Source organism: Lentzea kentuckyensis (assembly GCF_002150765.1).
Lineage (GTDB): Bacteria > Actinomycetota > Actinomycetes > Mycobacteriales > Pseudonocardiaceae > Lentzea > Lentzea kentuckyensis.
Genome location: NZ_MUYM01000088.1, coordinates 23277 through 44544, shown reverse-complemented (window position 1 = coordinate 44544; position 21268 = coordinate 23277). Strand labels below are relative to the sequence as shown.

Below are 21268 nucleotides of genomic sequence, written 5' to 3'. Positions count from 1 at the left end.
GGCACCTTCCTCAGGACTTCCGGCGTGCCTCCCGAGGCCACACGACCTCGATCGGCACGCCGGACGCGCGGGCCTGTTCCACCACGTCCGCCGTGCCGCCCTTGCCCTGGGACGGCACGCCGTCCCAGACGGCCACGAGCATTTCCACCGAGGCGAGCATGCGTTCGTTGGCGGCCACGTAGGCGAGGCGTCCCGACGACATGTGGGGTAGGACGCTGACCACGGTGGCTGCCGCGCGCAGTTCGTCGTAGTCGGCCAGTTGGTGTGGTTTCAGGCGGTCGCGGTAGTCGAGGGCGGGTAGGACTACCTCGACCTGGCCGCCCAGGCCCAGGACGGCTCGGGCGAAGACCTGGTCGGCGCCTGGGGCCAGGCACGTGACGCCGACCAGGGGGTGGCCGAGGTGGTTCAGGACCTCGGTGATCGCGGCTTGGACGGCCGGGATGCACTCGGGGACCAGGTTGCTGTGGCCGGTGATGCCGATGCGCATCAAGCCGTCCGGATCGCTCTGATCGCGTCGCGGGTGTCCTGCACGGCGGGGATGTGGCGGTGCCGTGCCGCTTCCTTGGCGAAATCCTCCAGTTTGCGCAGGACGCGTCCCGAAGAGAGCTTCGCCGCTGTGGGCAGGACTTCGTTGATCAACCCGCACGCTGCCTCCGGGTCTCCCGCGACCATCTTGGTGCGCGCCAGTCCGATCACGTCGAACGCGCGGTTGCGCACCTTCGACGGGTCCCGCAGTTCAAGGGCTCGCCGGATGTGTTGTTCGGCGAACACGGCTTGAGCTGGGTCGTGCATGGCCAGGTCTCGGCATCGGGCCCCGATCACGCCTTCCAGTTCGGCCTCGTCGAAGCTGTGCAGGTAGCGCGGTTCCACGTCCGCGTCGCGCTGCGCGAAGCTGTCCTGGGCCATGCCCACTGCCTGGTGGAACTCCCTGGTCTTGCCCATCTGGGCGTAGGCCCAGGCTTCGCGGGTCAGGAGCAGGGCTTTCAGGGTGGGCGTGCCGGTGCGGCGGGTGCCGTACTGGCCCAGTTGGACCAGTTCCAGGCCGTCCTCCGGGCGGCCCAGGTCGAACATCTGCCTCGCCATGGCGGCCAGGCACAGGGCCGCGAAGCCGTCGTTGTGGCCGGCCTTGGCCATGCGGATGGCCAGCACGTAGTAGCGCTGGGCCGCGTTGTGCAGGCCCGCGTCGAACGACATGCTCGCCGCCACCTTGGACAGTTCGGCGCCGATGAAGAACGCGCGTTCCGTCGTCGGGCCCGAAGGGGCGCGACCCAGTCGTTCCGCCAGCTCGTCGAGCTGACCCAGCACGGCCTTGCGTGCCAGCCCGTACCCGCCCCGGCCGCCCCAGCCGCGCAGGCCGTCGGCCACGCGTTGCAGGGCTACGAGCTCCTCCTCGCTGATCGCCGAGTGCGACGACCATTTCGACAGGTTCTGCAGGGGGTGCAACCACCGCTGCAGCGGCTCGACCAGTGCGGATCCCACCGTCACCGCGGCAGCCCCGGTGAGCGCCGCTCGTCTGCTGATCGCCAAGTCGCTCCTCGCCGTCTCCTCGACCGAACGGGCAATGCTCGTCGCCTCCCAGGGGGCGGCGAGCACGTCTGGTGGGCCCGATTCGGGTGAGCCCACCTGAGCTGGGATGACGACTCGGTCGAACCACAGTCGTTCGCCAGGTACACCGAGCACGAGCGCGAAGTGGCGCAACCGGTCGAGCCGGTCTATCTGGTTCTCGCCCGACTCGTAACGCGAGAGCTGCGCCTGGCTGATGCCGAGCCACGCCGCCATGCGGTCCTGCGTGACCCGGCTCAGGTGCTGGGGGTGGTGGCGGTACGCGGAGATCAGCGCACCCATGTCGCGGTCGGTGCAGGCGGCCGCGATCGCGGGGTGGTCCCAGAAGTCGTTCGGGACCTCGGGTGGTCCGTGCACGTCCGCGCGAGCGTTGCGGCGGCACCGGTGACACAGCCGATCGGTGTTGTCGGCGGCGATGAACGCCCCACACGGGCAAGCGCGCCTGGATTTGGGTCTCGCGGTATCCATCGGCATCGCCCCCGTCACTGAGCGTTTACCAAGTGTACGGAGACGTGATCGTCAGTCCATCCATCTCATGCATAAGACGTAATGAATTCGCGTGTCGCAGTCTCCGTACCCCCGCCCGGCGGATGAGCTTCATACGTCCGCTGCATGAGGCCCATGCAGCGGACGAGTGGTGTTGGCGTGAAGTGGGACACATCCTGCACATCGCAGGGGCACGGGCCGATCCCCGTGGTTCTGCCAGTGCCTGACCCACCACCGGGGAGGACGACCGCCGATGAGCATCACGACCGCGGAGACCGGCACAGCCGGGATCCCACAGAACAGGGGACACGGACGGGCGATCGGTGAGGCCGTCGCCGGCTACCGGTTGCTCGGCTGGCAGGTGAGCGTCACCGAGCAGGGCGTCTTCCTACCTCTAGGCCCCGCCACGACCGCGCTGGCCATGCCGGCGCGCATCGGATCGCGAGTGCTGGCGGATCTGAAGTCGCGCATGCTCGCCGGGCCCGTCACCGTCATCCCCGGCCCCCGCGAGCACTGGATCTTCCTGGCCGAGCTGGTGGCGTTGCTGCCCACCCACCTCAAGGCGCCACCGGAGGTCCAGTTCGTGCGATCCCCCCACCGGATCGCGCTGCCACCCACGATGACCAGGTACGGATCGCTGCGGTGGGCGAACCCGCCGTCGCACTCGAGGCACTGGTTCCCACCGTTCACCGCCGTGCTGGCACTGGCCCGGACGGCCGCCGCGGAGGACCAGCGCCGATAATCGGTGCTCGTGGATCGTCGTTCAGTGCTGTTGTGTGGGCTCGTCGCCGCTTTGAGCGCCTGTGGCGAGCCTGCTCCTCGTAAGACGGGTGGTGTGGGGACCGCCCGGCCAGGGGACCGCGTGGCGTCCGCCGCCTCGGTTCCCGTGCGCAGTGGCGTGCTGGTGGACATGCCCGGCAACGCCCAGCTGTTGGTCGTGCAGCCTCAGACGGGTGAATTCCGCGCTTTCAACCCCGCCTGCCCGCACGTGGGGTCAATGGTCAATCCTCCCGCCGGCGGCGTCATCACGTGCCCGCTTCATGGGAGCGCTTTCGATCCGTCTTCCGGCGCGGTCCGCAAAGGACCTGCGACTTCGGGTCTCGTCGAGGTTGCCATCACTCTTTCCGGTGAAGATTTGGTGCTCGCCTAGGACCTGTGCGTTTGCTGTGCATTGGCGTTCTGGCTGAACTTCCCGTGGCTTGGTCGCGTAATGCTGTGGTGTGACCCCGAGCACCCACCACCACGGAGGAACGGTCGTGAACACCGAAAGTCTGGTCAACAGGCGAGCGGCGCTGTGCGGAATCGCGGTGGCCCTCGCCGTGCCCAGCGGGCTCGTGACCGCGTGCAGCTCCACGTCGCCCTCGACCTCCACGCCTGGGCAGGGCGGCTCGACGCCCACCGGGTCCACGGGATCTTCTGGTTCTGCCGGAACCAAGCTCGTCGCGTTGGCGGATGTTCCCGAGGGCGGCGGCGCCGTGGTCGACGCACCTGGTGGCAAGAAGATCGTCGTGGCGCGGATTTCCGCCACCGAGGTGAAGGCTTATGACGCGACGTGCCCGCACCAGGGTTCGATCGTCGCGGAGCCTTCCGGCAGCACCATCACCTGTCCTTCGCACGGCAGCCAGTTCGGCACCGCGGACGGCGCGGTGAAGAAGGGACCGGCGACGTCCGGCCTGAAGGCGGTCGCGGTGAAGGTTGACGGTGACCAAGTGGTCCTGACCTGACCTTTTCTGTTTTTGTCAGACCTCGTCGATAGTCTTGACGGCGTGGCAGATCCCTCGACGTACCGCCCCGCGGTGGGCACGATTCCTGAGGCTCCCGGCGTCTACAAGTTCCGCGACGCCGGTGGCCGGGTCGTGTACGTCGGCAAGGCGAAGAGCTTGCGCAGCAGGCTGAACTCCTACTTCGCGGATCTCGCCGGGCTGCACCCGCGCACGCGGCAGATGGTGACGACGGCGGCCTCCGTCGAGTGGACCGTCGTCACCACCGAGGTCGAGGCGCTGCAGCTCGAGTACAACTGGATCAAGGAGTTCGACCCGCGGTTCAACGTCCGGTATCGCGACGACAAGTCGTATCCGGTGCTCGCCGTGACGCTGTTCGAGGATTACCCGCGGCTGCACGTGTACCGCGGTCCGCGCAAGAAGGGCGTGCGGTACTTCGGGCCGTTCGCACACGCGTGGGCGATCCGCGAGACGTTGGACCTGTTGCTGCGCGTGTTCCCCGCACGCACGTGTTCCGCCGGCGTTTTCAAGCGGCACAACCAGATCGGGCGCCCGTGCCTGCTCGGGTACATCGACAAGTGCTCGGCGCCGTGCGTGGGCAAGGTGTCGGCGGACGAGCACCGCGCGATCGTCGAGGACTTCTGCGACTTCCTGGCGGGCAAGACGGATCACATGATCCGCCGCCTGGAACGCGAGATGACCGCGGCGGCCGACGAGCTGGAGTTCGAACGGGCCGCGCGCCTGCGCGACGACCTGGGCGCGCTGCGTCGCGCGATGGAGAAGCAGGCCGTCGTGCTCGGCGACGGCACGGACGCGGACGTGATGGCGTTCGCGCAGGACGAGCTGGAGGTCTCCGTCCAGGTCTTCCACGTGCGCGGCGGCCGGGTGCGCGGGCAGCGCGGCTGGGTGCTGGACAAGGTCGAGGCGGTCGACGACGCGGCGCTGGTCGACCAGTTCATCATGCAGTTCTACGGAGACAACACCGAGAACACCCCGCGCGAGGTGCTGGTCCCGGTGCTGCCGGACGACGCCCCCGCTCTGGAAGACCTGCTGTCCGAACAACGCGGCTCGCGAGTAGTTCTGCGCGTGCCCCAACGAGGCGACAAACGGGCGTTGATGGAGACGGTGGCGCGCAACGCTTCCGAGGCCTTCGCCCAGCACAAGCTCCGCCGCGCCGGCGACCTCACCGCGCGTTCGGCCGCCCTGCAGGAAATCCAGGACGCGCTGGCGCTGGACACCGCGCCGTTGCGCATCGAGTGCATCGACATCAGCCACGTCCAGGGCACCGATGTCGTGGCGTCGCTCGTCGTCTTCGAGGACGGCCTGGCCCGCAAGTCGGAGTACCGCCGCTTCGCCATCCGCGAGGCCGCCACCGAGGGCGACGTCGCCTCGATCGCCGAGGTGGTCCGCCGCCGCTTCCAGGCGATGCTGCGCGAAACCGCGTCCGGCGGCCCGAACCCCGGCATCGACCCGGACACCGGCAAACCCCGCAAGTTCGCCTACCCGCCCAACCTCCTGGTGGTCGACGGCGCCGGCCCCCAGGCCACCGCCGCGGCCGACGTCCTGGCCGAACTGGGCATCACCGACGTCGCGGTGGTCGGCCTGGCCAAGCGCCTGGAGGAGGTCTGGGTCCCCGGCGAACCCGACCCGGTGATCCTGCCCCGCGCCAGCGACGGCCTGTACCTGCTGCAACGAGTCCGCGACGAGGCCCACCGCTTCGCCATCGCCTACCACCGCCAAAAGCGCTCCAAGCGCATGACGGCCTCCGAACTGGACGAGGTGCCCGGCCTCGGCGAAACCCGCAAAGCCGCGCTCCTCAAGCACTTCGGCTCGGTCCGCAAGCTCAAGCAGGCCACAGTGGACGAGGTGAGCGAGGTCCCCGGCGTGGGCCGCCGCACCGCCGAGGCCGTCGTGGCCACCCTGGCCGGCGCGACCGCGGCCCCAGCGGCGTCGGCGGCCGCGGCGTCGGCTGCCACGGCGGGCGATGGAAAGCCGGTGTCGTGACGATCCCTGGTCCGTTCTCGTGGCCGTGGCTGCCTCTGCCGGGGGGAGCGTTGATGGGTGTTGGACTGTCTCGCGGTGTCGCGACCGAGGTCGTGGTGGTGCTCCGTGGCCGGGTGAGCGCTGCGGCCAGGGCGGGCGATGGAAAGTCGGTGTCGTGACGATCCTCGGGCAAGTCTGCGGTTCTGAGGCTGTGGTGGCGAGGCGGGTCAGGGCAGGTGCGGTGTCGCCGTCCGACGGAAGTGTGGTGTCGGCGGTGTCGCCGTCCGACGGAAGACCGGTGTGGTGGCGATCCGAGCAGGCCTTTGCATCCGAGGCTGTGGTGGCGAGCCAGGCTGGGGCGAGCGCGGCCTCAGTGGCGTGGCCGTCCCGCGGAAAGCCGGTGCCGTGACGACTTTCTGGCCTGTGCACGCGTTCGCGGTCGCTGCGGAGTCGAGGCGGTGACGCCGGTCGGCCTCGCTCGCCTCGCCCTGACCGGGGGCGTGGCGCCTCAGCTCGTGTCCCAGGTGCGGGGGCGCGACCTCTCCGCAGTGGTCCGCGGGGCTGCGGTCCTGCGCGTCGCGTCCACCATCGCCGCGGAGTCGGAGTGGTGAAAGCCGCCGACCTCGCTCGCCGCGCCCTGACCGAGGACGTGGCGTTGCGACGGCTGCCCGAGGACGTGTCCGCCCTGCTCCTGGACCTGCAGGCGCCGCCGCGTCTCGTCGCCCACCTGCGCGCGGTGCACGACGTCGCGTGTCAGCTGACGGATTGGGTGCGACAACACCACCCGTCCGCCCGGTTCGACGGGGGTGCGGTGCGGTATGGCGCGGCCACCCACGACGTCGGGAAGGTGTTGCACCCCAACGAGTTGTCTGGTCCGGGCACTGCGCATGAGCCGGCGGGGCACGAGCTGTTGCGCGCTCGCGGGGTGGAGGAGCGGCTGGCCCGGTTCGCTGGGACGCACGGGTCCTGGTCGGCGGCGTCGAGTCTCGAGGACCTGCTGGTCAGCCTCGCGGACAAGGTGTGGAAGGCCAAGCGCGTCCGGGACCTGGAGGAGCTGGTCACCGTGCGCCTCGCCAACGCCGCGGGGCAGGAGGCGTGGGAGGTCTTCATGGCGCTGGACGACGAGCTGGACCGGATCGCGTCCGGCGCGGACGTCCGGCTGGCCTACCAGTCGAGCTACCCGGTCACGGTGTGATCGTCATGCCGAACCACCGGTCACACCTGGCGCAGCGGTCACGCTGTTCCCGTTCGACCTGCGCGAGGGGCGCGGGGCGGGCGAGGATCGTGACCGCGGCCACGGCGCGACCGTCTCAACGGCCGAACCTGCCGCGCTCGGCGGCGGTGACAGGGGAGACTCAAGAGCGGGCGCGCCCGATACGAGTGGCGTTGCCCCCAACACCGAGCTTGCCCAAACGAGAGCGCCACGCGCTCATGAACAGGTAACGGAGTCGTAGTCGTGAACGCGGAGAAGTCCGGCATCGAAGTCGCCGTGGTGACCGGGCTGTCCGGTGCGGGCCGCAGCACCGCGGCCAAGTGCCTGGAGGACCTCGGCTGGTTCGTCGTGGACAACCTGCCCCCGGAACTCATCGCCACCATGGTCGAGCTTGGCGCGCAGGCGCGCGGGGCGATCACCAGGGTCGCGGTCGTCATGGACGTGCGCAGCCGCGCGTTCACCGAGGACCTGGCCGCCATCATCAAGGACCTCGACGCGCGCGGGTACAAGCCGCGCGTGCTCTTTCTCGAAGCCACCGACGACGTGCTGATCCGCCGGTTCGAGGCGGTGCGCCGCGGTCACCCGATGCAGGGCGACGGGCGGCTGCAGGACGGCATCGAGGCCGAGCGGATCCTGCTCACGCCGCTCAAGCAGGAAGCCGATCTGGTGCTCGACACCAGTGCGCTCAGCATTCACCAGCTCCGGGCCAAGATCGAGGACACCTTCGGCACCGAGGCCGCCAGCCGGACGCGGGTCACCGTGCTGAGCTTCGGCTACAAGTACGGGCTGCCGATGGACGCCGACCTCGTCATGGACGTGCGGTTCCTGCCGAACCCCTTCTGGATCCCGGAGCTGCGCGAGCAGACCGGTCTCGATGGTGAGGTGCGCAACTACGTGCTGTCCCAGGAGGGCGCGGACGAGTTCCTTGATCGGTACCACGAGCTGCTGCGCCTGATCGGCGCCGGGTACCGGCGTGAGGGCAAGCGCTACCTGACGCTCGCGATCGGCTGCACCGGTGGCAAGCACCGCAGTGTGGCCCTGAGCGAAGAGCTGGCCGCGCGGCTGGCGAGCGAGGACGGCATGGCCGTGAAGGTCGTGCACAGGGATCTGGGACGCGAGTGACGAAGTTGAAAGCTGTTGCTTTGGGTGGCGGGCACGGGTTGCACGCGACGTTGACGGCCCTCAAGCGGGTCACCGACGACGTGACGGCCGTGGTGACCGTCGCGGACGACGGGGGCTCGTCCGGCCGGCTGCGGCGTGAGCTCTCGGACCTGCTGCCGCCGGGTGACCTGCGCAAGGCCATGGCGGCGCTGGCGGGGGACGACGAGTCGAGCAGGCTCTGGACGTCCCTGTTCAAGCACCGCTTCGGCGGCACGGGGGCGCTGGCCGGCCACGCTGTCGGGAACCTGGTGATCGCCGGGCTGCTCGAGCAGCTCGGCGACCCCGTGCGGGTCCTCGAAACGGCGTGCAGGCTGCTCGGCGTCAAGGGCCGGGTGCTGCCCATGTCGAACGATCCGCTCGACATCGAGGCCGACGTCGTGGGGCTGGACGAGGACGAGAAGGTCGTCCGCCGCATCCGGGGCCAGGTCGCCATCGCGACCACGCCGGGGCTCGTGCAGCGCATCCGGCTGACCGCCCCGAACGGGCGACCTGCCGGCTGTCCGGAAGCAGTACAGGCTGTACTTGACGCCGATCTTGTGTTACTCGGGCCGGGATCATGGTTCACCAGCGTGTTGCCGCATCTGCTGGTGCCTGAACTGCACGACGCGCTGGTACACACGCGGGCCAAGAAGGTCCTCGTGCTCAATCTGGTCCCCCAACCGGGTGAAACCGCCGGTTTCTCTCCGGAGCGCCATTTGGACGTAGTCTGCGAACACGCACCCGAGCTGAAGGTGGACGCGGTGATCGCCGACGTCGACTCGGTCCCCACCCCGGACCGGTTGACGCGAGCCGCCTCGGCACTGGGCGCACACACACATCTGGCCAAGATCGCCGCACCGGACGCCGTCGAACGGCATGATCCGGAGGCGCTTGCCGGTTGCTTGAGGCAAGTGGTCGATGAGACCGGAGTGGGAGGGACAAGCCCGTGGCGATGACGTCGGCGGTCAAGGACGAGCTGAGCAGGCTCGCGGTATCCAAGACCTGTTGCCGCCGCGCGGAGGTGTCCTCCCTGCTCAGGTTCGCCGGCGGCCTGCACATCGTGTCCGGCCGGGTGGTCGTGGAGGCCGAGCTCGACCTCGGTTCCGCCGCCCGCAGGCTCCTCAAGGAGATCCAGGCGCTCTACGGCCACCACGCCGAGGTGTTCACGATCCAGTCGAACGGCCTGCGCAAGGGCACCCGGTACGTCGTCCGCGTGGTGAAGGACGGTGAGGGGCTCGCCCGCCAGACCGGGCTGCTCGACCCGCGCGGGCGTCCGGTCCGCGGTCTGCCCGCGCCGGTCGTGTCGGGTGGCGTGTGCGACGCGGAAGCCGCCTGGCGTGGCGCGTTCCTGGCGCACGGCTCGCTGACCGAGCCCGGTCGCAGCTCGTCGCTGGAGATCACCTGTCCCGGTCCGGAGGCGGCACTGGCACTGGTCGGTGCGGCGCGCCGGATGGGGATCTCGTCGAAGTCGCGCGAGGTCCGCGGGGCCGAACGCGTGGTGATAAGGGATGGCGACGCCATCGGGGCGATGCTGACCAAGCTCGGCGCGCACGATTCCGTGCTGGCGTGGGAAGAACGCCGGATGCGGCGTGAGGTCAGGGCCACCGCCAACCGGCTCGCGAACTTCGACGACGCCAACCTGCGCCGGTCGGCACGTGCGGCTGTCGCTGCTGCCGCACGGGTCGCCAGGGCGTTGGAGATCCTCGGGCCGGAGGCACCTGATCACCTGGCCGCCGCCGGCGCGCTGCGGCTGGCGCATCGGCAGGCCTCGCTGGAGGAGCTCGGCCAGCTGTCCGACCCGCAGATGACCAAGGACGCGGTGGCCGGCCGGATAAGGCGTCTGCTGGCCATGGCGGACAAGCGGGCCAAGGACCTGGGGCTGCCGGACACGGAGTCCGCGGTCACGGCGGAGATGCTCGAAGCCGAGGTCTAAGGCGTGTTGCGGCCTGCCCAGACCGCCAGCTGAGCGCGTGATCTCAGGCCCAGCTTGGATCGCGCGTGCGTCACGTGCCGGGCAACGGTGTGAGGGGAGATCCCCAGCCGTTGCCCGATCTGGCGGTTCGTCAGGCCTTCCGCCACCAACGTCGCCACGTGCAGTTCGCGCGCGGAGATCAGGCCGTCGTCCTCGGCCAGCGGCTGGGCGGTCAGGGCGTAGGAGATGGCCTGCGCCAGCGACATCCGCTCGCCCGTCGACTCGGCGGCGCGCAGCCGGCCCGCGGTGATGCGGTCGCGGCAGATCGCGCGGGCCTCGTCCAGCCGGGCCTGCCAGTAGGGCTCGGCGCGGAAGTCGTAGCGGGTCCGCACCACCGACGCGGCGGTCAGCAGCGACAGCGCGCGTTCGTCGTCGGAGCCGACGCCCAGCAGGCCCAAAGCCAGGCCTTCCAGGTCGTAGAACTGGTCCATGGGGTGTTCGGCACCCACTTCGAGGCTCTCGCGGAACAGGTCCACGGCCTCGGCGTGGTCCTTGCGGGCCAGCGCGATCGCGCCCGCGGTGTGCAGGACCGGGTTCAGCATGTGCGGCAGGCCCAGCAGGCGCGTCAGCGTGAGCGCCTCGCGGACCAGCGGGGCCGCCTGGTCGGCCTCGTCGTGTTGCAGCAACGTCCAGCCGTAGGAGTTCAGCAGGATCGCACGGGCGAGCTTGTCGTCCGAGTCGTGCAGCAGCGCGGCGGCCTCGTCGAACAGTCGCCAGGCCCGCGCGGGATCGCCGGTGTGAGCCTCGGCGGAGGCGAGCACCTCCAGCGCGCGGGCCGTGGTGCCGGGGCGGCAGGCGTCGGCGCGTTCGATCGCGAGCGACTCCTCGGCGAACCGGCGGGTCACGTGCCAGCCGCCGCGCACCCGGTGGTGCATCGCGGCCAGCACCGTCAGGGCGCTGCGGTACGCCTGGGGCATCGGCCGGGACAGGGCCTGGTGCAGCAGTTCGGTGGGAGCGCCGCGCGGGCCGCGCGGGGTCGAGGTCCAGGCCGTGGCGACGGCCGTGAGGGCGTACCGCGACCAGTCGCCGGTCTCGGCCGTGCGGGCCGCGGCGAGGTCGAGCAGGCCGACGTTGCGGTCCAGCCGCAGCACCACCGGCGGGGACGGGAAGAACGACGAGATCTCCGGCTCCACGACCGAACACACCCACTCGACCACACGGTCGGCCGCGAGAGAGACGTCTCCGCACTCGACGGCACGCTCGTGGCAGTAGAGGCGCACGGACTCGAGCTGGCGGAACGTCGTGTGGCCGCCGATCCGGTCGACCACCAGCAGCGACTTCTGTTCGAGGCCGGTCAGCAGCTCCAGCGCGTCGGGCACACCGCACACCGCGCTCGCGACGCCGAGGTCGAACGGCACACCGAGCACCGCGAGCCGGCGGGAGGCGGCCTGCTCCTCTGGCGACAGGAGGTCGTAGCTCCAGCCGATCGCCGCCCGCAGCGTGCGGTGGCGGTCGTCGGCGGCTCGCGGACCGCCGGTCAGCAACGCCAGGCGGTCGCCCAATCGGGCAAGGATGTCGGCGGGGGACAGCACGGTGATGCGGCGCGCGGCCAGCTCGATGGCCAGCGGCATGCCGTCGAGCGAGCGGCAGACGGCGGCGACGTCGGCGACGTTCGCGGAATCCACCTCGAACGAGCGGTCCACCGAGACGGCACGATCGCGGAAAAGCACCACGGCGTCGTAACGCAGGGCTTCGGCCACGTCGCAATCGGCGGGCGGCGATTCCAGCTCGCCGAGCGCGAAAACCTGTTCACCGGCCAGGCGCAGCGGCTCGCGCGACGTCACCAGCACGCGCAGCCGCGGGCAGCGGGCCAGGAGCTCGGACACCACGTCGGCGACGTCGGCCAGCAGGTGCTCGCAGTTGTCGAGGACGAGCAGCGGACGCCGGTGCTGCTCGATCTCGGCGATCACGGCGTCGCGCACCGAGCGGTTCGGCAACGGGTGGGCGCCGACGGCGTGGTAGATCGCCTGGACGACGCCGGAGGCGGGCGCCAGCGCGGTCCACCACACCTGATCTGCGCGTTTGTCGACGTGCTGGACGGCCAGCCGGGTCTTGCCCGCGCCCGCGGGACCGACCAGTGAGACGAGCCGGTGCTCCGCGCAGAGGCGGGCCAGCGAGGTCAGTTCCTCGCGGCGGCCGACGAAGGTGTCGAGAGGTGCCGGCAGACCGGAGTCACCAGGGGAGTCGTCCCGTGCCGAGGTGCGTTCGCGGTAGGCACGCTGACGGCAGGCGTTGGAGCAGTAACGTCGGCCCGCGACCACCGCCGTGAGCGGGTTCCCACATGTCACGCAGGCGGCATTGGCCGTCATGAGAATTGACCGTACCGGCGCGTAACGGTCCGTAACACCCGCTGTTTCGGGGTATTGAAGCGTCCTTCGCGGCGCGGACACGATCCCCGTCATGACAGCGCAGACGAACCAGGGCAACGCCTCGCTCGTGCCGCCGCAGGACCGGCCGGTGGTCGACGAATGGCTCGCGCGGATCGCGGCCGTCGTCGGCAGGGACGCGCGGGAGGACAGTCCGGAGGCGTGCCGCAACGCCGCGGAGGCCGCGGAGGAGCTGAGCGCGTACCTCTGGATGCTCCGCGCGCTGCGCCGCCGAACGGCCTAATCAGAGGTGGTTTTTCTGGTTCGATCAAGAGATCCGCACTATCCCTGTGACCAGGGACGCAGTTCGGCAGATAGGGTGGGCTTGTTCCTACCAAGCTGAACGCAAGGAGTCAGTCGTGACGGTTCGTGTAGGTGTCAACGGTTTCGGTCGGATCGGGCGCAATTTCTTCCGCGCTGTGAGGGCCGGCGGCCACGACATCGAGATCGTCGCGTTCAACGACCTCGGTGACGTCGCCACGATGGCCCACCTGCTGAAGTACGACAGCATTCTCGGTCGTCTGGACGCCGACGTGCAGGTCACCGACGAAGGCATCTCCGTCGACGGCAAGGTCATCAAGGCCCTCGCCGAGCGCAACCCGGGCGCTCTGCCCTGGAAGGACCTCGGCGTCGACGTCGTGGTCGAGTCGACCGGCTTCTTCACCGACGCCACCAAGGCCCGCGCGCACGTGGACGAGGGCGGCGCCAAGAAGGTCATCATCTCCGCGCCGGCCAAGAACGAGGACCTCACCGTCGTCATCGGCGCGAACGAGGACAAGTTCGACGGTTCGCAGACGATCATCTCGAACGCGTCCTGCACCACGAACTGCCTCGCGCCGCTCGCCAAGGTCCTCAACGACAGCTTCGGCGTCGAGCAGGGCCTCATGACCACGATCCACGCGTACACGCAGGACCAGAACCTGCAGGACGCGCCGCACAGCGACCTCCGCCGTGCCCGCGCCGCCGCGCTGAACATCGTCCCGACCTCCACGGGTGCCGCCAAGGCCATCGGCCTGGTGCTGCCGGAGCTCAAGGGCAAGCTCGACGGCTACGCGCTGCGCGTGCCGATCCCCACCGGCTCGGCCACCGACCTGACCGTCACGCTCAAGCGCGAGGTCACCGTCGAAGAGGTCAACGCCGCGTACAAGGCCGCCGCCGAGGGTCCGCTGGCCGGCATCCTCAAGTACTCGACCGACCCGATCGTGTCGGCCGACATCGTCACCGACCCGCACTCGTGCATCTACGACGCGCCGCTGACCAAGGTCATCGGCAACCAGGTCAAGGTCGTCGGCTGGTACGACAACGAGTGGGGCTACTCCAACCGCCTCGCGGACCTGGTCAAGCTCGTCGCTTCCAAGATCTGAGTTCGGAGTCAGTGAGTTGAAGACTCTCAGCGACCTGCTCGCCGAGGGTGTCGCGGGTCGGCGCGTCCTGGTACGCGCCGACCTGAACGTCCCTCTCGATGGCGACAAGATCACCGACGACGGCCGCGTCCGCGCGTCGGTGCCGACGATCAAGGCACTCGCCGACGCGGGCGCCCGCGTGATCGTCACCGCTCACCTCGGCCGCCCCAAGGGCGAGCCGGACCCCAAGTTCTCCCTGGCCCCGGCCGCCGCTCGCCTCGGTGAGCTGCTCGGTACCGAGGTGGCGCTGGCTTCGGACCTCGTCGGCGAGTCGGCGAAGTCCGTCGTCGAGGCGCTCACCGACGGTGGCGTCGTGATGCTGGAGAACGTTCGCTTCGACGCCCGCGAGACCTCGAAGGCCGACGCCGAGCGCGCCGCACTGGCCGACGAGCTCGCGGCGTTCGCGGACGCGTTCGTGTCCGACGGCTTCGGTGTCGTGCACCGCAAGCAGGCCTCGGTCTACGACGTCGCGAAGAAGCTGCCCGCGTACGTCGGCGGTCTCGTCGAGGCCGAGCTGGGCGTGCTGCGCAAGCTCACCGACGACCTGGAGCGCCCGTACGTCGTGGCGCTCGGCGGCTCGAAGGTGTCCGACAAGCTCGGCGTCATCGCGAACCTGCTGACCAAGGTCGACAAGCTGCTCATCGGCGGCGGCATGGCGTACACGTTCCTCAAGGCCCAGGGCCACGAGGTCGGCACGTCGCTGCTGCAGGAAGACCAGCTCGACCAGGTCAAGGGCTTCATCGCGGAGGCCGACAAGCGCGGCGTCGAGCTCGTGCTGCCGGTCGACGTGCTGGTCACGGCCGAGTTCGGCAACCCTGAGCACGAGGTCGTGGGCACCGACGCGATCCCCGCGGACAAGATGGGCCTCGACATCGGCCCGAAGTCGCGCGAGCTGTTCGCCGCGAAGCTGGCCGACGCCAGGACCGTGTTCTGGAACGGCCCGATGGGCGTGTTCGAGATCGAGACCTACGCCGGCGGCACCCGTGCCGTCGCCGAGGCGCTGGTCTCCTCCGACGCGTTCACCGTCGTCGGTGGTGGCGACTCCGCCGCGGCCGTTCGCGCGCTGGGTCTGCCCGAGGACGGCTTCTCGCACATCTCCACCGGTGGTGGCGCCTCCCTCGAATTCCTCGAGGGCAAGGACCTCCCCGGCATCAGCGTTTTGGAGTCCTGATGGCAGCCCGGCTCCCGCTCATCGCGGGCAACTGGAAGATGAACCTCAACCACCTCGAAGCGATCGGCCTCGTGCAGAAGATCGCCTTCTCCCTCCCGGAGAAGTACTTCGCCAAGGTCGAGGTGGCCGTTCTCCCGCCGTTCGTCGACATCCGCAGCATCCAGACGCTGGTCGACGGCGACAAGCTGCTGATCAAGTACGGCGCGCAGGACATCTCGCAGCACGACTCCGGTGCCTACACCGGTGAGGTGTCCGGCCCGATGCTGAAGAAGCTGTCCTGCCACTACGTGGTGGTCGGTCACTCCGAGCGCCGCGAGTACCACGGCGAGACGGACGCGATCGTCAACGCGAAGGTCAAGGCGGCACTGAAGCACGAGGTCACGCCGATCTTCTGCTTCGGCGAGAAGCTCGACGTCCGCGAGGCCAAGGGCCACCTGGAGCTGGTCCGCCAGCAGTTGCAGGACGGCCTCAAGGGCTTCACGGCCGAGCAGGTCGCCAAGATCGTGTTCGCCTACGAGCCGGTCTGGGCGATCGGCACGGGCCGCACGGCTTCCTCGGCCGACGCGCAGGAGGTGTGCTCGCTGGTCCGCTCGTTCGTGGCGGAGAAGTACGGCGAGGAGACCGCGGCCGTCGTTCGCGTGCTTTACGGCGGTTCCGTGAAGTCGTCGAACATCGGTGAGCTCATTCAGCAGAAGGACATCGACGGCGCTCTCGTGGGCGGTGCCAGCCTTCAGGCGGACGAATTCACCAAGCTGTGCGCTCTGGCCGCCGGCGGCCCTCTACCCTAAGTTGATCTGGATAAACCCTTAACCCCACTGGTTGCACACGTTCGGCAGTCGAACAGGTACTCTATGGCGTCGGCTGCCTGACAGCGAGGAAGAAATGATCCTGTTCCTGCAGATCCTGTTGATCGTCTCCAGCGTGCTGCTGGTGCTGCTGGTGCTGCTGCACCGCGGTCGTGGTGGCGGCCTGTCCTCGCTGTTCGGCGGCGGTATGCAGTCGAGTTTGTCCGGTTCCTCGGTTGTGGAGAAGAACCTCGACCGCCTGACGCTCTTCGTCGGCGCGGTCTGGGTCATCGCGATCGTGGGCATCGGACTGTTGATCAAGCTGCCTCCGTCAGCCTGATCAACCGTTCAGCGGCAGAAGCCCTTCGGGGCTTGGGGTAACCACTTGGTGGGGGTGTAACGGTCGATGTCCGGTGGTAACGCGATTCGCGGTACCCGCGTCGGCGCAGGCCCGATGGGCGAATCGGAGCGCGGCGAGTCCGCGCCTCGTCGTCGGGTGTCGTACTGGTGCGCGAATGGTCACGAGTCCCGGCCTTCCTTCGCGGTCGACGCGGAGATTCCGGAGAACTGGGACTGCCCGCGCTGCGGCCTGCCGGCAGGTCGTGACGAGCAGACGCCACCCGCGCCTCCGCGCAACGAGCCGTACAAGACGCACCTTGCGTACGTGAAGGAGCGGCGCTCCGACGCGGACGGCGAGGCGATCCTCGAAGAGGCCCTCGCCAAGCTGCGCCGTCAGCGCGAGGAGCCGTAGGCTCGCCAGCTTTCAAACCGCGAAAGGCCCCCTCTCTCCGCAGATGAGGGGGCCTTTCGCGTGTGTTTGAAGTGCACGCGGGGAGCTTTCGTGCACTCCTGGAGTACGAAAGCTCCCCGCGTGCGGTCAGCGGCGCAGGCCGGTGAACTGGCGGCGGAGCATGGCGGCGCCCAGCAGCAGGAAGAACAGCAGCACCACGAGCGTGCTGGTCGTGCCGCCGGACGAGCTGGAGAGCGTCACGTCGACGTTGCCGACCAGCGTGATGCCGCACTCGGCGCGCACCTTGTGCCGGCCGGGTTCGATGCTCGCGAACTTCACCGGTGACTTGAACTCGCCCTTGTCGTCGGCGGTCGTCCGGCCGACGTCCTGACCGAGCGACTTCAGGGTGACGTTCGCGCCCTTGGGACAGCCCGTGCCGGTGGCGGTCAGGTCCTCGCCGGGCTGGATGTTCTCCTTGTCCAGCACCAGCACGCCGTCACCGGGGTCGGACGACTCGCTGGTGGACGAGGACGGGGTCTCCGACGACGACGAGGGCGTGTCCGTGGTCGTCGTCGTGGTGACCGGCGTGGTGGTGGTCGTGGTGACCGGGGGACGCGTCACGGGCGGGTTGGTCACGGGAGGGTTCGTCACCGGGGGCTGCGTGACGGGCGGCTTGGTCGTCGTGGTGACGGGCGGCGGCACGACGACGCGCAGCGCGGAGCCCGCGGTGCCGCACTTCGTGTTCGACGACGTGGCGGTGAGCTTGTGGCTACCCGCCGTGGTGCCCGCGGGCACGGTGGCCCCGACCGAGCCGCTCGCGCTGGAGGCCGCGGTCGCGATCTGGGTGCCGTCGAGCGCGAAGCTGATCGTTACGGCACGACACGTGATGAAACCGCTCCAGGAAATGGTCACGGGGCCGCCCGCTGTGGCAGGCTGCGGCGCCCCGGTCACCACGGGCGGGGGCGCGGGCGTGGTCGTCTGCGCGGCCGCCGGTGTGGCGGCCAGCACCGTAACACCGGCTGTGAAAGCCGCGAGTAAGCCTAATGACCGCATTCCAACTCCCCGGATCAGAACCTAAGGTGCGCTAGTGAGACGTCGCATGGCCGGTGCAGGTTTACTGCTGTGGTGCGGAATTATGCTGCTTCCCTCGACGGCTGCCGCACAGGACGGGTCGGTTCTGCTCGAGGCCGATGTGGACGGTAGGCCGGTTGGAGTAGGAACGCTCGTGCTGGACCCCGCGGAGACCGCGAGGGTCTCGGTCACGGTCCGCAACAACACGAACACCGTGCAGCGCGTGAAGACCGTGCGGATCAGCGGAACCGCGCTCGCGTTGACCTTCTTCTCCTACGACACAACGGTTCCGTTCGACATCGCGCCGAAGACGTCCGAGACCCGGTCGTTCCCGCTGGAGCCCTCGGACCTCGGTGCGCAGGCTCTTGGTCTCCTTCCGGTCACGGTTGAGGTCATCGACGTGCAACGGGACAGCATCGCGTCCGTCGAGACGACCGGGGACGTGCGCGGGTCGTTGTGGTCCGTGTACGGGGCGTTCGGGCTGGGCGTGCTGGTGCTGACCGCGTTGTCGTGGGCGGGCGCGCTCATCGCGCTGGCCCGCCGGCGCCTGCCCGCGAACCGCTGGCAGCGGGCGATGCGGTTCCTGCCTGCCGGGTTCGGGACCGGTCTGGTGGCGGTGATCTCGTTGTCAGTGCTGCGGTTGGTGGCGCCGTCGCCGACGGCCGAGATCCCGTTCATCGTGGGTGCCGCGGCCGCCGCGTTCGTTCTTGGCTATGTGACACCGCATCCGGGTGAGCAGCAACCGTCCGAAGTGGATACCGTGAGGATTCAACGGTGACTTTGTCCAGTGTGGTCGCCGCGCTGCCGCAGTACGCCGTCGGCGAGCAGATCGGCGAAGGCGGGATGGGTGTCGTCTACGGCGGCATGCACCGTCAGCTAGGCAGGCCGGTCGCGATCAAACGGCTGCCGCACGCGGTGGCCGAGGACCCGAAGATGAGCGAGCGGTTCGAGCACGAGGCCAGACTGCTGGCACGCCTCGACCACCCGCACATCGTGCCGGTGTACGACTACGTGCGGCAGCAGGGCGAGCACCTGCTGGTGATGGAACGCCTCGACGGCGGCACGGTCTGGTCGCGGTTCGCGACGGACGGCCTGACGGCGCAGCAGTCGTGCGGGATCGTGCTGGCGACGCTGTCCGGTCTGCACGCGGCACACGAGGCCGGCGTGCTGCACCTCGACGTGAAGCCCAAGAACCTGCTCTTCACCTCGAACGGTCTGGTGAAGGTGGCGGACTTCGGCATCTCCCAGGTGGTGTCGGAGGGTGCCACGCTCGTGACGCACGGCGGCGCTGTGCTCGGCACACCGGCGTACATCGCGCCGGAACAGGCGATGGGCAACGCGCTGACGCCCGCCGCCGACGTCTACGCGACCGGCACGGTGTTGTACGAGCTGCTGTCCGGCGACCTGCCGTTCGAACGCGGTGGCGGTCCCATCGCGATGATCCAGAAGCGGGTCTACCAGGAGCCGCGTCCGTTGCAGAACGTGCCGGAACCCCTTGCGGGCGTGGTGATGCGCAGCATCGCGCGGGACCCGAACGCGCGGTACCGCAACGCCGAGACGTTCGCGATCGACCTGTCGGCCGCGGCGGGCCACCTGTTCGGGCCGGACTGGCTGACGCGCCTGGGCATGCCCGTGCACCTCGCACCGCAGGTGTCGGCGTCGGCCACGCGGCCGTCGTTGCGGCCGGTCGAACGCGACACGGTTTCACTTACGCAGCAACCGATCCGCGCCACGCTGGTCGACCCGATCCCGGCCGCGCGGCTCAGCGGCAGCAGCACGCTGGTGCCGGCCGCGTCGGTGATCAAGCCGCCGTCGGCGCCGTGGGCGCTCTGGCTGGTGGCGGCGGTGGCGCTGCTGGCGATGGTCGTCGTGCCGTTCGTGACGACCGGCCGGGAGCTCGTCGAGGTCAGTCAGAGCCTCGCGGATCCGGTGCAGGGACAGGGCACCCAGCTCGTGGTGTCCCTTGCCGGGATCGAGCTGGCGAACGTGCCGAACAGCCCGGAGGGGTTCGTGCTGCCCGGCGCCACGCGGTGGATCGTCGGCGGCGCGGTGACGGCGTCCGTGGACGGGCGGGAGTTCCTGCTCGTCTCGAACCAGACGCCGTGGCTGAGCATCATGGGCACCGGTTCGGCGCTGCTGCTGCTCTTCACGTTCGCCTACCTGGAGTCGAACCTGCGGGCGTTGCGGAAGCGGCAGACCGGCGTCGCCGCCGTGATCGCGTCGGTGCCGCTCGGGTTCGGGCTCGGGCTGGCCGTGTGGCTGCTCGTGTCCGTGGTGCTGAAGCACGAGCCGACGATGACAGTCGCCCTCACGTGCGGTGTGCTCGGTGCGGCGGCGGCCATCAGCGCGTCACTGGCGTCCAAGCGCCCCTGAGCAGCGTTCAGTCGCCGACCGTTCGCTGCTTCGGGAACGACGCCGACACCAGGAAGCCGCCCTCGTCGGTCGGCCCCGCGGAGAACTCGCCGCCGAGCAGGGCGGCGCGCTCGCGGAGGCCGACCAGGCCGTGGCCGCCGCTGGGCAGCGGCGACGAGTCGGCCGACGGGTCAGCCGCGGCCGTGTTGCGCACCTCGACGAGCACGTCGTCGTCGTGGGCGTCGATGAGCACGGTCGCGCTCGCCCCGGCGGCGTGCTTGCGGATGTTGGTCAGGGCCTCCTGCACCGTCCGGTAGACGGCGCCGGACACGGGTGCGGCGAGGTCCTCGACCGGGCCTTTGACCTGCACGGACACCTCGAAGCCCGCGTCGGCGGCCAGTTCGGCCAGCTCGTCCACGCCTGGCTGGTTGTCCTCAGTGGTGCGCAGGACGGACACGAGCTGACGGAGTTCGTCGAGAGTGCGTGTCGACAACATGCGGATGGTGCCCGCGACCTGTTTGTGCTCAGCGTCGACCACGGCCATGCGCAGCGCACCGGCCTGCATGGCGATGAGGCTCACCTGGTGCGACACCACGTCGTGCATCTCGCGGGCGAGCTTTGCCCTTTCGTCCGCTCGGATGGCGTGAGCGTGCAGCACGCGCTCTCTCTCGCGCACCTCCGCCAGCTCGACGATGCGGCTGGAGAGTTCCTGACGAACGTGGGCCAGCAGGCCGATCGCGATCGGCAGGCCCGCCACCAGGAAGCCGTAGATGGCCGAGTGGAAGTGGCCCGACGCGGGCCGGTCGATCAGCTCCTGCGGCGGCCAGGCCACGAACCGGCACAGCCACACCAGCGCGGCCGCGAGGCCCGTCTGCCAGCCGCCGACGTAGCGGCGCGCCACCGAGTACAGCGCGATCATCGCGGCGAGCTGCGACCAGCCGACGAAGAAGCCGGGGATGGTCAGCACGAGCGTGATGAACGGGAACCGGCGGCGCAGCACCAGCGCGCCGACCGCGGCCCAGTTCAGCCAGACCTGGTAACTCTCGATCGGCGGGAGGTCCGGGCTGGGGTCGGCCTCCATCCACAGCCCGAGCAGCCACACGTCGAGCACGGCGAAGAAGATCAACGCGAGGTCCACGAGGATCTCGCGGTAGTCGACGCGCGACCGGCGGGAGCCAGCCGCCGTCTCAGCCGGCCGTCTGGCCGGGAGCAGCGTCGTGGTCAGGATCCGACCTCCCCTGTGAGCCTTCCGATCCTCACCGTACTGCGCGTATGCAGCGGTTGGCATTGGCTGCCCCTTTACCCCGACCTG

Annotated in this window: 22 protein-coding genes; 17 read left to right on the top strand and 5 right to left on the bottom strand. The window is 69.6% G+C overall.

The window, feature by feature from the left end:
* Positions 1 to 10: 10 nt before the first annotated feature.
* A complete protein-coding gene (locus B0F77_RS35245) occupies positions 11 to 487 on the bottom strand; it encodes a hypothetical protein (protein WP_086667366.1) in 477 nt (158 codons plus the stop codon).
* Positions 487 to 1920 carry a helix-turn-helix domain-containing protein gene (locus B0F77_RS35240; RefSeq protein WP_245849055.1) on the bottom strand — a complete coding sequence of 478 codons (1434 nt, stop codon included), beginning with the start codon at positions 1918 to 1920 and terminating at the stop codon, positions 487 to 489. Before B0F77_RS35240 ends, B0F77_RS35245 begins: the two co-directional genes overlap by 1 nt.
* A gap of 382 nt (positions 1921 to 2302) precedes the next feature.
* Here B0F77_RS35240 and B0F77_RS35235 point away from each other — a divergent pair, with 382 nt between their 5' ends.
* The 9 genes from B0F77_RS35235 to whiA all read left to right on the top strand — a co-directional run bounded on the left by B0F77_RS35235 (position 2303) and on the right by whiA (position 10039).
* Positions 2303 to 2791, top strand: a complete 489-nt coding sequence (locus tag B0F77_RS35235) for a hypothetical protein (protein ID WP_086667364.1) — start codon at positions 2303 to 2305, stop codon at positions 2789 to 2791.
* Positions 2792 to 2911: 120 nt separating this feature from the next.
* Positions 2912 to 3199: a Rieske (2Fe-2S) protein gene (locus tag B0F77_RS35230; RefSeq protein WP_245849054.1), complete on the top strand. Its 288-nt coding sequence runs from the start codon at positions 2912 to 2914 to the stop codon at positions 3197 to 3199.
* 106 nt (positions 3200 to 3305) lie between these two features.
* Positions 3306 to 3773, top strand: coding sequence for a Rieske (2Fe-2S) protein (locus B0F77_RS35225; protein ID WP_086667363.1), 468 nt, complete (start codon positions 3306 to 3308; stop codon positions 3771 to 3773).
* 42 nt (positions 3774 to 3815) lie between these two features.
* Positions 3816 to 5774: an excinuclease ABC subunit UvrC gene (gene uvrC, locus B0F77_RS35220; protein WP_086667362.1), complete on the top strand. Its 1959-nt coding sequence runs from the start codon at positions 3816 to 3818 to the stop codon at positions 5772 to 5774.
* A gap of 437 nt (positions 5775 to 6211) precedes the next feature.
* On the top strand, positions 6212 to 6364 hold the full coding sequence (locus B0F77_RS48195; RefSeq protein ID WP_158102907.1) for a hypothetical protein: 153 nt from the start codon (positions 6212 to 6214) through the stop codon (positions 6362 to 6364).
* Positions 6358 to 6948, top strand: coding sequence for an HD domain-containing protein (locus B0F77_RS35215; protein WP_086667361.1), 591 nt, complete (start codon positions 6358 to 6360; stop codon positions 6946 to 6948). The genes B0F77_RS48195 and B0F77_RS35215 overlap by 7 nt, the downstream gene beginning before the upstream one ends.
* A gap of 282 nt (positions 6949 to 7230) precedes the next feature.
* Complete coding sequence (gene rapZ / locus B0F77_RS35210; RefSeq protein ID WP_169731025.1) at positions 7231 to 8088, top strand: RNase adapter RapZ; 858 nt, start codon at positions 7231 to 7233, stop codon at positions 8086 to 8088.
* A gap of 5 nt (positions 8089 to 8093) precedes the next feature.
* Positions 8094 to 9062: a gluconeogenesis factor YvcK family protein gene (locus tag B0F77_RS35205; RefSeq protein WP_086667394.1), complete on the top strand. Its 969-nt coding sequence runs from the start codon at positions 8094 to 8096 to the stop codon at positions 9060 to 9062.
* Positions 9053 to 10039, top strand: a complete 987-nt coding sequence (gene whiA, locus B0F77_RS35200; RefSeq protein ID WP_086667359.1) for a DNA-binding protein WhiA — start codon at positions 9053 to 9055, stop codon at positions 10037 to 10039. The genes B0F77_RS35205 and whiA overlap by 10 nt, the downstream gene beginning before the upstream one ends.
* Here whiA and B0F77_RS35195 read toward each other — a convergent pair.
* Entirely contained in the window at positions 10036 to 12387 is a 2352-nt protein-coding gene (locus B0F77_RS35195; protein WP_158102906.1) for an ATP-binding protein, read from the bottom strand. The genes whiA and B0F77_RS35195 overlap by 4 nt on opposite strands.
* A 91-nt stretch (positions 12388 to 12478) precedes the next feature.
* On the opposite strand from B0F77_RS35195, the gene B0F77_RS35190 reads away from it, so the two are divergent.
* The 6 genes from B0F77_RS35190 (at position 12479) to B0F77_RS35165 (ending at position 16554) form a co-directional block, all read left to right on the top strand.
* Positions 12479 to 12688: a hypothetical protein gene (locus B0F77_RS35190; protein ID WP_086667357.1), complete on the top strand. Its 210-nt coding sequence runs from the start codon at positions 12479 to 12481 to the stop codon at positions 12686 to 12688.
* A 115-nt stretch (positions 12689 to 12803) separates the two neighbouring features.
* Positions 12804 to 13808, top strand: coding sequence for a type I glyceraldehyde-3-phosphate dehydrogenase (gene gap / locus B0F77_RS35185; RefSeq protein ID WP_086667356.1), 1005 nt, complete (start codon positions 12804 to 12806; stop codon positions 13806 to 13808).
* Positions 13809 to 13824: 16 nt separating this feature from the next.
* The gene (locus B0F77_RS35180; RefSeq protein ID WP_086667355.1) at positions 13825 to 15018 is read left to right on the top strand and encodes a phosphoglycerate kinase; all 1194 of its coding nucleotides are present in this window, start codon (positions 13825 to 13827) and stop codon (positions 15016 to 15018) included.
* Positions 15018 to 15806 carry a triose-phosphate isomerase gene (tpiA, locus tag B0F77_RS35175; protein ID WP_086667354.1) on the top strand — a complete coding sequence of 263 codons (789 nt, stop codon included), beginning with the start codon at positions 15018 to 15020 and terminating at the stop codon, positions 15804 to 15806. The genes B0F77_RS35180 and tpiA overlap by 1 nt, the downstream gene beginning before the upstream one ends.
* A gap of 94 nt (positions 15807 to 15900) precedes the next feature.
* Positions 15901 to 16143 (top strand): preprotein translocase subunit SecG, encoded by a 243-nt coding sequence (gene secG, locus B0F77_RS35170; protein ID WP_086667353.1) that lies wholly within the window; start codon positions 15901 to 15903, stop codon positions 16141 to 16143.
* 66 nt (positions 16144 to 16209) lie between these two features.
* Complete coding sequence (locus B0F77_RS35165; RefSeq protein ID WP_053738343.1) at positions 16210 to 16554, top strand: RNA polymerase-binding protein RbpA; 345 nt, start codon at positions 16210 to 16212, stop codon at positions 16552 to 16554.
* A 126-nt stretch (positions 16555 to 16680) separates the two neighbouring features.
* On the opposite strand, the gene B0F77_RS50105 is transcribed toward B0F77_RS35165, so the two are convergent.
* On the bottom strand, positions 16681 to 17541 hold the full coding sequence (locus tag B0F77_RS50105) for a hypothetical protein (protein WP_245849053.1): 861 nt from the start codon (positions 17539 to 17541) through the stop codon (positions 16681 to 16683).
* A gap of 217 nt (positions 17542 to 17758) precedes the next feature.
* On the opposite strand from B0F77_RS50105, the gene B0F77_RS35155 reads away from it, so the two are divergent.
* Both B0F77_RS35155 and B0F77_RS35150 read left to right on the top strand, forming a co-directional pair.
* Complete coding sequence (locus tag B0F77_RS35155; RefSeq protein WP_245849051.1) at positions 17759 to 18382, top strand: hypothetical protein; 624 nt, start codon at positions 17759 to 17761, stop codon at positions 18380 to 18382.
* Positions 18379 to 19977, top strand: coding sequence for a serine/threonine-protein kinase (locus tag B0F77_RS35150; RefSeq protein WP_143467057.1), 1599 nt, complete (start codon positions 18379 to 18381; stop codon positions 19975 to 19977). The genes B0F77_RS35155 and B0F77_RS35150 overlap by 4 nt, the downstream gene beginning before the upstream one ends.
* A 7-nt stretch (positions 19978 to 19984) precedes the next feature.
* Here the strand turns inward: B0F77_RS35150 and B0F77_RS35145 are convergent, their stop codons facing one another.
* A complete protein-coding gene (locus B0F77_RS35145) occupies positions 19985 to 21244 on the bottom strand; it encodes a sensor histidine kinase (RefSeq protein ID WP_086667350.1) in 1260 nt (419 codons plus the stop codon).
* Positions 21245 to 21268 lie beyond the last annotated feature (24 nt).